Below are 11,260 nucleotides of genomic sequence, written 5' to 3'. Positions count from 1 at the left end.
TCGGCGAGACGCTTCAGAAGGACGAACCGGGCAGCGTCTCCATTCGTGACACCTGGCCGGCGATGAACGCGAGCTTGTCCGGGTTGACGACCGTACGCAGCCCGGCGACACCGTCGGCGGTGAGCTCCAGCACGAACACCGCGGCAGGCCGGCCGCCGGCGAACGCGACGAACGCCGGGTCGCCGTTGACGGACATCGCCCGGAACGAGAGCTGCCCGCCGAGCTGGGAGACGTACAGCTCATAGACCCGCTCGTTGCTGAACGGGCTCGCGACGTACCGCGCGACCTTCTCACGGCCCATGATCGGGCGGCGCGCGGCGACGATCTTGCCGCCCCCGTCCGCCCAGGAGACGACATCGTCGAGCAGGAGCTGTTCCAGCTGGGCCAGGTCGCCCGACGACGCCGCGGCCAGGAAGCGTCCCACGACGCGGTGACCTGCCTCCGGCGAGATCTCGTAGCGGGGCCGCGCGTCCTCCAGTCGTTGCTTGCTCCGGCGGAAGAGCTGCCGGCAGTTCGCCTCGGTGTGGTCGAGCACCTCGCCGATGTCGCGGAACGAGTACCCGAACGCCTCGCGGAGCACGAAGACGGCGCGCTCGGCGGGAGTGAGGCGTTCCATCAACGTCAGCAGGGCGAACGACACCGAGTCGCGCTGCTCGACGGTCTCCAACGGACCGAGCGCGTCGTCGCCCTCGGTCAGCACGGGGTCGGGCAGCCACGGGCCGACATACACCTCGCGCCGAGCCCGCGCGGAGGTGAGCCGGGTGAGGCAGAGGTTGGTGAGGACCTTCGTCAGCCAGGCAGGCGGATTCTCGATCGCGGCATGGTCTGCGCCGTGCCAGCGCAAGTACGCGTCCTGCACGGCGTCCTCGGCCTCGGACGCCGAGCCGAGCAGCCGGTACGCGAGGCCGAACAGCCGTCGCCGTTCCGCCTCGAACAGGTCGACGACCTGATCCGCCGTGGTCACCCGATCAGCCTAGCCTCGGGATTTCAGGTATTGGTGAGCGACAGTGGCCTGGGAAAGCTGGACGTGTCTGTCCTGCTGGGCACACTGGGGGGTAGCGACGTCTCGAGTGATCCGAGCAGGAAGGCACTCCGTGCGTGAGGCGTCGTGGTCGCCTTACCCGGCCAGTGGCCGCTCTACCTGGCGTCCACCCCACGTAAAGCGGCCAATGATCATGTAAACATGATCGTTGGCCGCAGGGCGGGGCCGGACCGGTCGCACCAACCGCCGGACGAAATTCGAGGCTAGGCCGTGTCTGCCAGAGATCGCCTGGCTCGCGCCATCGCGCTACGCGCGATGACCGGCGCTATGTGCCAGACATGGCCTTGGCCTACCGGCGGCGACGGCCCTTCTTGCCGAGCGGGATGCCCATAAGCGACGCCGCGAGCTGGCGCAGCTGGGTGCGGGCGGCTGAGCCCGACGCGACCTCGGCGAGCGTCCGGCCCTGGGCGAGCGCGGCGTCGAAGCCGACCCGGTCGTACGGCACGCACACGACGTCGTCGACTCCCGCGTAGCGCATCAGCGCGTCGCGGATCTGGCTCTCGGGGTTGCTGCCGACGGGGCCCTTGCGGACCGCGTTCGCGATCACCCGGATGTTCGCGGTCGGCACGGCCTCCCGCAGCTCGGCCACACCGCGGACGAGGCGCTGCAGGCCGACCGGGTCGGCGCCACCGACCGCGATGACGGTGTTGGCCATCTCCAGCGTGGTCAGCGTGGCTCCGTTGCGGCGGGGCGCCGCGGTGTCGAACGAGATCTCCTCGTCGGACTCGAGGCTGAACCCCACGTCGACGACGATCGCGGCGGCGAGCTGCCGCGCGGTCTCCCAGACCTGCTCGATCGCCGACGCGCGCAGCTCGGGCCAGCGGTCGGCGCGCTGGATGCCGGTCAGCACCCGCAGCCGCGGCAGCACCTCGCGGGCGTGCCGGGCGAGCGCCTGCAGGTCGAGCGAGCCGTTGTTGGCCGAACGGCAGGCCGCCGCGAGGCCGGGTGCCTCGTCGAGCAGCCCGAGCGTCTGAGCGACGACGCCGCCGTACACGTCGGCGTCGGCGAGCAGCGTCGGAACGCCGAACAGCGCCATCTCCGACGCCAGCGTCACCGCGATCGACGTACGCCCCGGTGCGCCCGTCGGGCCCCATACCGCGACTAGCTGCCCGGTACCGGTGGGCGCCTCGTACGGCGGGATGTCCTCGACCGGCGGCAGATTCGGCATCGTGCGCTGCGGGGTCGAGACCGTGTAGTCGGAGACCGCCGCCGGCGCACCGGTGGACAGCTCCACGGCCTCGGCGACCGCCCCGGCGAGCACCTCGGCCGTCGCGTCGGCGGGAACGACCTTCGCGATGCCGAGCCGGTGCAGCCGGTCCTCGCCCTCGGCGTCGCCCGGTGAGACCACACCGACGACGGCGACGCCGCCGGAGATGAGCCGAGCGATCGACTCGCGGTCGAGCCGGCGCAGGTCCGCCGACAGCAGGACCGCACGAGCCTGCCCCGACGCCGCGGTCGCGAGCAGGTCGGGCAGGTCGACGCACCGGCGTACGACATCCAGGCCGTGCGAGCTGCGCTCGAGCGCCTCGACCAGGTCGGACTCCCAGCGCGCCCCGGTCACGGCCGTGAGGACGGGAAGGCTCATCGGTCGGTCACTTCCCCACGCGAAGCACGACGACCGCGGTGCCGGTGACCAGCTTGGAGACGACGGTGTCGATGTCGATCTTCTCGGGGTCGACTCCGAACCGGAGCGTGACCTTGGAGTCGTTCGACCCGGTGAGGCCGGCCTCGCGTGGAACGCTCGTCACCACCACGTCCTCGAGGACCTTGAAGCCGTCCTTCGGCACGGCCTTGGACTCGTCGGGGACGACGTAGACGTCCACCCGTTTGTTGACCGCGACGCCGGCGGGGATGAACTGCGCGGCGATCGGGATCGGCAGGTCGACGAGGTTGCTCTTGTCTTCCTCGGTGGTGAACGCGTTCCGCGGCAGGAACTCGCCCTTGTTGACTTTGCGCAGCATGCGGGCGCCGTTGGGGAACTTGGCCGCCGAGACGTACTGGTCCGCGTTCGTCTTGCTGGTGAACCGGACGCTGGTCGCGACCAGCGAGGTCTCGGCGATGTTGGCGTCCGCGGCGAGGTCGGCCTTGAGCGCCCACACCTCGACTGTCCGGTTGTTGTCGGACAGGATGCGGGCACCGGCCGCCATGGAGCCGAGCACGAGCAGGATCCCGAGGATCAGTTTGGGGTCCAGCCAGCGGGGCAAGCGCTGGCGGGAGGCCTTAGGCGAGGGCACATCCGACAACTTCGATCCCTCCGGATCTCTTCGCTAGGGGCCGACGAGACAGCGTACGCACCCCAGCTGACCACGACATCTATGGGACCCATTTCGGGTACCCGGGTCGATTCTCCCCTCTGACGTCCGACATCAGTCCTCCGGTTTCCACAGGCTGCGAACTCGCCGACTCAGCTGTGGACAACCGAACGCAAACACAGGCAAACGCGTGGCAGACTCGTCATGCACTGTTCTTACGGGTGTCTGAGCGTGCTCGAGCGTTTCTGAGAGTGACCGAGCTGGGTGGTCCGAGGTGTGGCGCGGACCCGCGGAGGGAGATGAGATGGCTGGCACGGCGAGGTTCCTGCAGCTGACCGACGTTGCCGAGATCCTGAACATCTCGGCCGCGCAGACGTATGCGCTGGTCCGCAGCGGTGAGCTTCCGGCGATCAAGATCGGCGGCCGTGGCCAGTGGCGGGTCGAGTCGGCGGCCTTGGAGGCGTACATCGAGCGGATGTACTCCGAGACCAAGACGTTCATCGACGCGCATCCGTTCGGTAAGGGTGAAGAGGCCTTCTAGGCTCAGGAGCGGCGGACGAAGCCGACGCCCGCGAACGGGACCGTACGCACGCCGGCGACCTCGCTACGGCGACGAATCTCCCCCTGTGCGTGCTCGGCCATCTCGAAGAAGTCCGCACCGACCCGGTCGATCGTGCCCGTGACGATCACGTTGTCCCGCAGCGCGACCGCGACCGGCGCTCGGTCGCGCGCGATCCCGCGCAACGCGTAGCCCAGCGTCAGCTTCGCCGCCACCTTGCCCTCACTGCCCGGCGCCGCCGTCAGCGCGCCCAGCCCGACGATCCCGGTGATCGCGTCGAGCGGCACCAGCGCCTCGGCCCGGTGGTCCTCGGTGACGAGCAACCAGTCCGTACCCACGCCGGCGATCCGGCCGGCGACCTTGCCGCCGAGCGTGTGCACCGTGACCGGGTGCCCGAACGCCGGCCGCAGCCGATCGACGAGCCGGAACGTGGCGATCTCACGACGAGTCCGGTCGGCGACTTCGGCCGACTGTTCTGCCGCCTCGAGCTCTTCCAGCTGGGCATCGAGGTCGGCGAAGAGGTTCTCCCAACGCACGCGCCCACGCTAGCGGCCCTGCCTCGGCGACCCTCGCTCGCCAGGCAAACACAAGCAAACGTAGGTAAACGCAGGTATCCGGGCCTGAAGGCAGCCAGCTCGACGCTCGTCGAGGCCAATTCCAGGGCTTGAACCGGTTCGCGGCCCGGATGCGTGTGGGCGGAGGATGGGTAACCGAAGAGTTGGGCATTTCGGACAGTGAGCCGTGAAATTCCTGGTCAGAGGTGGGATCCGTTGACATCACGCACGCGTCAGAGACCAGTACCGAAGGCATCCCGCTTGACATCCAAGCTACTGACGGGATATCAATGCAAACGAACGCAAACGAAGGGTTCGGAGGCCAAGTGATGAGGATGGTGCGGAAGATCCTCTCCCCGATCGGGGTGCTTGCCGCCTTTGTGCTGGGCGGGTGGGGCCTGCGCTGGCTCACTCGCGGCACGATCGAGGCGGTCGTGTCCGGCCCGCTCACGTTCGACGCGCTGCTGATCGCGATGGTGTCGGTGCTCGCGTGGGCCTGCTTCGTCTGGCTCGCGTTCGGCACGCTGCTGATGGCGCTGTCGGTGATCCCGGGCGCGGTGGGTGCCGCGTGCGGTGCGCTCGCCGAGAAGATCACGCCCGCGGTCTACCGCCGCGCGGCGCGGGTCGCGCTCGGTATCGCGGTCACGGCCGGTCCCGTTCTCGGCGGCATCCTGCCGGCGCAGGCGGCGACCACCGACCACCTCAACCAGACCGCGGTCACCAGCACGATGCCCAACCTCGACCGTCCCGGCACCACCCTCCCCGGTGGTTTCGAGCTTCCCAACCTGGACCGTGTCGGCGGTGCCGACGCCGCGGACCAGATCTCGATGCCGGACCGGCCGTTGTCGAGCACCCCCGGGCTGCCCACGGCGGACCGCCCGAACACGAACGACCCGGTGACGCGGGCGCCGACCCGCGACGTGAGCGATGTGCAGGAGCACGTCGTGAAGCGCGGCGACACGCTGTGGGACATCGCCAAGGCAACGCTGCCCGACGGCGCGAGCGGCGCCGAGATCACCCGCGAGTGGCACCGGTGGTACGACGCCAACCGCCAGGTGATCGGCGAAGATCCCGACCTGATCCTCCCCGGTCAGCTCCTCAAGGCCCCGCCGGGCCAGGCCGGATCGTCCTGACCTGCGACCTGCCCTGATCCCGTTCGACATCTCGACGACTCTCGGGGGAACACCATGACCGCCAACGCAACGCTGACCGGCACGAACGTTCGTCGCCTGCCGCGTCGAGTCCCCGTACCGGTGGCCGAGCCGCCCTACGACGACGAGCGCGGCTACGGCTCCCACGACCAGCCGGCGACCCAGGGGACGCTGGCACTCGACCTCCGGACCAGCTCGCCGGCCCCGGAGATCATCGAGCCGAGGCACCTCACCGTCGTCCGTACGTCTCGGCGCCGCCGGGACGAGGAGGACGGCGAGGACAAGTTCTTCGCGCGCCAGCCGACCGCGCGGGAGGCGCTGCCGCACCCGAAGCCGTGGTGCGGGCGCTTCGTCCAGGCACTGGTCGAGGTGCTGGCGGGCGACCGCCCGGCGACCCAGCTGGCGCGGTGGACGAACGACGAGGTGTTCGCCGACGTGGTGAGCCGGGTCAGCGCCCTCGGGCTGTCGACGACCGCCGCGGTACGCACGGGTCTCGGCCGGGCCGTGGTCCGCTCGGTGCACGTGTCCGAGCCCCGCGACGGCGTCGCGGAGTCCGCGGTGCACATCAAGCACGGCGGCCGCTCCCGCGCGGTTGCGGTGCGGATGGAGGGCCTCGACGGCCGCTGGCAGTGCACGGCCCTGGTGCTGGGCTGAGGGGTTGAAGTTGATGGATTTCCGGATCTCGCGGTTGAGCTGAGCCGTCTCGCGGTGAGGTACGGAAACTTGGAGGGGCTCGCGTCCCGAGGGGCGACGCGGGCCCCTCTGCCATGGGAGGAGGGTGATGTCGACGCCGAGGTTCCTGAAGCTCGAGGACGTCGCCGAGATCCTCAACGTGTCCGTCAGCCAGGTGAAGGCCCTCGTGCGACGACACGACCTCCGCGCGGTGCGCATCCCCGACAAGGGCATCTACCGGGTGGAGGTCACTGAGCTCGAGGCCTTCATCGCCCGCCTCTACGCCGAAGAGGCCAGACAAGCCGACCAAGCCAACGCGGACTCCCCCAACCACGTCACCTGACCCCGCACCTGGCAAGGGGGGTCGCCTCCACCCACAGCCAATCCGACTTCACCTACGGGGCCGGGGTTCTTCAACGTGGCAACGGCGTTCCCCACCCCGTTTCGGTGGGTGAAGTCGCCTCGAGCTGTGGACCAGGCAAGGCGAAGGGCGCCTCCGTTCCCTGGCTGGGGAGTGGAGGCGCCCTTCGCGTAGACGGTGGCGCGGTTAGTTCATCCGGGCGCGGGTCTTCGGGTCGCCGTGGCAGCGCTTGTACTTGCGGCCCGAGCCACACGGGCAGGCGGCGTTGCGTGGCGTCCCCGCGTAGTCCAGGTCCGCTCCGCTGCCGTCACCCTGAGCGGCACCGCCAGAGCGGCGCTCGTTGCGCTGCTCGACGCCACCCTCGCCGTCCACCGTGGGCGCCGTGTACGACAGCCGCGTCGGCTGCTGCGGCGCCGTCAGGCCCCGGGCCACCACCCGCGGCTGCTCGGCGCCGTGCCCATGCCCGTGTCCGTGCCCATGTCCATGCCCGTTCGGGGTGTCGGACAGCTCGTCGACGATCTCGTCGGACTCGTCCGACTCCGCCACCTGCACGTCGAGGTTGAACAGGTACCCGACCGACTCTTCCTTGATCGCGTCCATCATCGCCATGAACAGGTCGTAGCCCTCGCGCTGGTACTCCACCAGCGGGTCGCGCTGCGCCATCGCGCGCAGGCCAATGCCCTCGCGGAGGTAGTCCATCTCGTACAGGTGCTCGCGCCACTTCCGGTCGAGCACAGACAAGATCACGCGCCGTTCCAGCTCGCGCAGCACCTCCGCGCCCAGCTCGGCCTCGCGCCGCTCGTACGCCGCCTGCGCGTCCTCCTGCAGCCGCGTCGTCAAGAACTCCGTCGTGACTCCACGCGAGCCGCCGGCGTCCTCCTCGACCTCCGCGATCGTCACCCCCATCGGGTATACCTGCTTGAGGTCGGTCCACAGCTGCTCGAGGTCCCAGTCCTCGACGTACCCGTTCTCCGTCGCGCCCACCACGTACCCGGCGATCGCGTCGTCGATCATCGGCCGCACCTGGTCGTGTACGTCCGCACCCTCGAGAACGCTCCGGCGCTCGTCGTAGATCACGTGCCGCTGCCGGTTCATGACGTCGTCGTACTTCAGGACGTCCTTGCGGATCTCGAAGTTCATCGACTCGACCTGAGCCTGCGCCGACGCGATCGAGTTCGTCACCCGCTTGTTCTCGATCGGTACGTCGTCCGGAATCTTCAAGCTGGTAAGGACCCAGTCCACCCAGTCCGACTTGAACCGGCGCATCAGATCGTCCTCGAGCGACAGGTAGAACCGGCTCTCGCCCGGGTCACCCTGCCGGCCGGAACGACCGCGCAGCTGGTTGTCGATCCGCCGCGACTCGTGCCGCTCGGTGCCGAGAACGTAGAGCCCGCCGACCGCGGTCACCTCGTCGTGCTCGGCCGCCACCTGGCGCTTGTGCCGGGCCAGCGTGTCGGCCCACGACTTCTCGTACTCCTCCGGCGTCTCGACCGGGTCGATGCCCGCGTCGCGCAGCTCGGTGTCGGCGAGGAACTCGTGGTTGCCGCCGAGCATGATGTCGGTCCCGCGGCCGGCCATGTTCGTCGCGACCGTCACCGCACCCTTGCGCCCCGCCTGCGCGATGATCGCCGCCTCACGCGCGTGCTGCTTCGCGTTCAGGACCTCGTGCGGTACGCCGCGCCGCTTCAGCTGCGTCGACAGCAGCTCGGACTGCTCGACGCTGACCGTGCCGATCAGCACCGGCTGCCCGACCGCGTGCCGCTCGGTGATGTCCTCGACGACCGCGTTGAACTTCGCGTCCCGCGTCCGGTAGACGAGGTCGGCCTGGTCCTTGCGGACCATCGGCTTGTTCGTGGGGATCGGAACGACGCCCAGCCCGTAGATCTTCTGGAACTCCGCGGCCTCGGTCATCGCCGTACCGGTCATGCCGGACAGCTTCTTGTAGAGGCGGAAGAAGTTCTGCAGCGTGATCGTGGCGAGCGTCTGGTTCTCGTCCTTGATCGGGGCGCCTTCCTTGGCCTCGATGGCCTGGTGCAGACCCTCGTTGTAGCGGCGGCCGTGCAGCATGCGGCCGGTGTGCTCGTCGACGATCAGCACCTCGCCGTCGATGACGACGTAGTCCTTGTCGCGCTTGAACAGTTCCTTGGCGCGCAGCGCGTTGCTCAGGAACTGGACGAGCGGGGTGTTCGCCGACTCGTACAGGTTGTCGATGCCGAGGTAGTCCTCGACCTTCTCGATGCCCGGCTCGAGGATGCCGACGGTGCGCTTCTTGATGTCGACCTCGTAGTCGGCCTCGGCGCGCAGCCGCTGAACGAGCTTCGCGAACTCCTCGTACCACTTCGAGCTCTGCTCCGCCGGACCCGAGATGATCAACGGCGTCCGCGCCTCGTCGACGAGGATCGAGTCGACCTCGTCCACGACCGCGAAGTGGTGCCCGCGCTGGACACAGTCCTCGATCGTCCAGGCCATGTTGTCGCGCAGGTAGTCGAAGCCGAACTCGTTGTTCGTGCCGTACGTGATGTCGCACGCGTACGCCTGCCTGCGCTCCGCGGGCGTCATCTGGGAGAGGATCACGCCGACGGTGAGGCCGAGGAAGTGGTGCACCCGGCCCATCAGCTCGCCCTGGTACTTCGCCAGGTAGTCGTTGACCGTGATCACGTGCACGCCGTCGCCGGGGAGCGCGTTGAGGTACGCCGCGAGGGTCGAGACCAGTGTCTTGCCCTCGCCGGTCTTCATCTCCGCGATGTTGCCGAGGTGAAGCGCCGCGCCACCCTGGATCTGGACGTCGTAGTGCCGCTGCCCGAGGGTACGCTTGGCGGCCTCCCGGACGGTCGCGAACGCCTCCGGCAGGAGGTCGTCCAGCGTTTCCTCATCAGCGAGGCGCTTGCGGAACTCGTCGGTCATCCCCCGCAGTTCGTCGTCGCTCATCTGGACGAAGTCGTCTTCGATGGCGTTGACCTGAACGGCGATGGCCTGGAGCTTTTTGAGGATCTTTCCCTCTCCAGCACGCAGGAGTCTGTCGAACAAGGCAGGCACGGAGTCTCGGCTCCTTCAACAAGTCGCGTTCTTGGTCATGACACAGCGTTACGGCAGCAACGCACAGTCGACGCCCAGGTCGACCTAGCTGTCATGGTAGGCGACGAGCGGGAGAGAGCCCCAGTTCCCCATGCTCGGCAGGCCTCCGCGAAAGCAGATTTGGAGCAAACCCGCGTCTCGCCTGTGGTCATCGCCAGGCCGTTTGCGTATGTTCACCGCGCTCTCCGTCTGGCGTGGCTTCCGCACGAGTCTTTCCGGACGGCAGCAACGCACAGTCGACGCCCAGGTCGACCTAGCTGTCATGGTAGGCGACGAGCGGGAGAGAGCCCCAGTTCCCCATGGAAGGACTCGCACGGACGCTCCGCCAGACCAGGAGCGCGGTGAACATCCGCAAACGGCCCGGCGATGACAACAGGCGAGACGCGGGTTGCTCCAAGATCTGCTTTGCCGGACGGTACCGGTGTCCGCCAGGATGCGTCCGCATGGAACCCGTCACCCTCAACGCCGGCGACGTCATCCTCCGGATACACAGCCCGGGAGACATCGACGGCATCGTCGACCAGTGCACCGATCCCGAGACCGCGCGGTGGACGACCGTGCCGCAGCCGTACGAGCGGTCCGACGGCGAGAGCTTCGTGCAGTCGCACGTACCGATCGGGTGGCGGGACGACACGGCCTACGAGTTCGCCATCGCCGACGCCAAGACCGACGAGTTCCTGGGCTCGGTCGGACTCCGGCCGGACGGCCCGGGCGGGGCCGAGCTGGGCTTCGGCCTGCGCCGCGCCGCACGCGGGCGCGGCGTGACGCTCACCGCCGCGGAGGCGCTGCTGGACTGGGGCTTCGCGCCCGACGGGCTGGGGCTCGAGGTCGTCCACTGGCGCGCGCACATCGGCAACTGGGCGTCGCGGCGGGTCGCGTGGCGGCTCGGGTTCCGGATGGAGGGCGCCGTCCGCGGGCTGCTGGTGTCGCGGGGCAAGCGGTACGACGGCTGGGTCGGCACGCTCCGTTCGACGGATCGGCGGGCTCCGTTGCGCGCCTGGTACGACGTGCCGGTGCTGACCGGCGAGCGCTGCGTGCTGCGGCCGTTCGCCGAGACCGACGTCGCGGCGGTCGTCGAGGGCTGCACGGATCCGCAGACCCGGCACTGGCTCAGCGCGCTGCCCGATCCGTATACGCCCGAGGACGCGCTCGGCTACATCCAGAGCCGAGCCGAGGAGCACGCGAGCGGCCGCGGCATCTACTGGGCGGCGGCGGATCCGGAGACAGGCCAGTGCCTCGGCTCGTTCGGACTGATGGCCATGGACGAGCTGGGCGGGGGCGCCGAGGTCGGCTACTGGATGCACCCGTCCGCCCGCGGGCGCGGCGTCGCGACCGACGCGGTCCGGCTGCTGGTCCGGCACGCGACGATCGACCTGGAGGACGGCGGCCTGGGGCTGCGGCGGCTGACGTTGCGTACGGCGAGCGGGAACGCCGCGTCGCAGCGGGTCGCGGCGAAGGCGGGCTTCGAACGGACGGGCGTCGAGCGCGCGGCGGAGAAGCTTGGCGACGGGACGTTCGACGACCTGGTTGGCTGGGATCAGCTGCTCGATCCCGGAGCGTGACCGGCGACTACGCTCCGCTCGATGACTTCTCG

10 protein-coding genes are annotated in these 11,260 nt (G+C 69.3%); 5 read left to right on the top strand and 5 right to left on the bottom strand.

Features of this window, described 5'->3' with window-relative positions; translation table 11 throughout:
* Positions 1-13 precede the first annotated feature (13 nt).
* From JOD67_RS14335 to JOD67_RS14325, 3 genes are all read right to left on the bottom strand, one after another.
* Positions 14-964, bottom strand: a complete 951-nt coding sequence (locus JOD67_RS14335; RefSeq protein ID WP_205117939.1) for an RNA polymerase sigma-70 factor — start codon at positions 962-964, stop codon at positions 14-16.
* A gap of 367 nt (positions 965-1,331) precedes the next feature.
* Positions 1,332-2,627 carry a CpaE/TadZ family protein gene (locus JOD67_RS14330; RefSeq protein ID WP_205117938.1) on the bottom strand — a complete coding sequence of 432 codons (1,296 nt, stop codon included), beginning with the start codon at positions 2,625-2,627 and terminating at the stop codon, positions 1,332-1,334.
* A gap of 7 nt (positions 2,628-2,634) precedes the next feature.
* Positions 2,635-3,246 carry a hypothetical protein gene (locus JOD67_RS14325; protein ID WP_205117937.1) on the bottom strand — a complete coding sequence of 204 codons (612 nt, stop codon included), beginning with the start codon at positions 3,244-3,246 and terminating at the stop codon, positions 2,635-2,637.
* 352 nt (positions 3,247-3,598) lie between these two features.
* On the opposite strand from JOD67_RS14325, the gene JOD67_RS14320 reads away from it, so the two are divergent.
* A complete protein-coding gene (locus JOD67_RS14320) occupies positions 3,599-3,835 on the top strand; it encodes a helix-turn-helix domain-containing protein (RefSeq protein ID WP_205117936.1) in 237 nt (78 codons plus the stop codon).
* A 2-nt stretch (positions 3,836-3,837) separates the two neighbouring features.
* Here JOD67_RS14320 and JOD67_RS14315 read toward each other — a convergent pair whose 3' ends face one another.
* Entirely contained in the window at positions 3,838-4,389 is a 552-nt protein-coding gene (locus JOD67_RS14315) for a hypothetical protein (protein WP_205117935.1), read from the bottom strand.
* Between the two features lie 347 nt (positions 4,390-4,736).
* On the opposite strand from JOD67_RS14315, the gene JOD67_RS14310 reads away from it, so the two are divergent.
* The 3 genes from JOD67_RS14310 (at position 4,737) to JOD67_RS14300 (ending at position 6,573) form a co-directional block, all read left to right on the top strand.
* Positions 4,737-5,540 carry a LysM peptidoglycan-binding domain-containing protein gene (locus tag JOD67_RS14310; protein ID WP_205117934.1) on the top strand — a complete coding sequence of 268 codons (804 nt, stop codon included), beginning with the start codon at positions 4,737-4,739 and terminating at the stop codon, positions 5,538-5,540.
* A gap of 54 nt (positions 5,541-5,594) precedes the next feature.
* Positions 5,595-6,212 carry an Rv3235 family protein gene (locus tag JOD67_RS14305; protein ID WP_205117933.1) on the top strand — a complete coding sequence of 206 codons (618 nt, stop codon included), beginning with the start codon at positions 5,595-5,597 and terminating at the stop codon, positions 6,210-6,212.
* Between the two features lie 127 nt (positions 6,213-6,339).
* A complete protein-coding gene (locus tag JOD67_RS14300) occupies positions 6,340-6,573 on the top strand; it encodes a helix-turn-helix domain-containing protein (protein WP_205117932.1) in 234 nt (77 codons plus the stop codon).
* A gap of 204 nt (positions 6,574-6,777) precedes the next feature.
* Here JOD67_RS14300 and secA read toward each other — a convergent pair whose 3' ends face one another.
* Entirely contained in the window at positions 6,778-9,627 is a 2,850-nt protein-coding gene (secA, locus tag JOD67_RS14295) for a preprotein translocase subunit SecA (RefSeq protein ID WP_205117931.1), read from the bottom strand.
* Positions 9,628-10,109: 482 nt separating this feature from the next.
* Here secA and JOD67_RS14290 point away from each other — a divergent pair, with 482 nt between their 5' ends.
* Positions 10,110-11,228, top strand: a complete 1,119-nt coding sequence (locus JOD67_RS14290) for a GNAT family N-acetyltransferase (RefSeq protein ID WP_205117930.1) — start codon at positions 10,110-10,112, stop codon at positions 11,226-11,228.
* Positions 11,229-11,260: the final 32 nt, after the last annotated feature.

The organism is Tenggerimyces flavus, from assembly GCF_016907715.1.
Lineage (GTDB): Bacteria > Actinomycetota > Actinomycetes > Propionibacteriales > Actinopolymorphaceae > Tenggerimyces > Tenggerimyces flavus.
The sequence above is the reverse complement of the archived record's forward strand: the minus strand, read 5'-3'. Positions and strand labels throughout refer to the sequence as shown.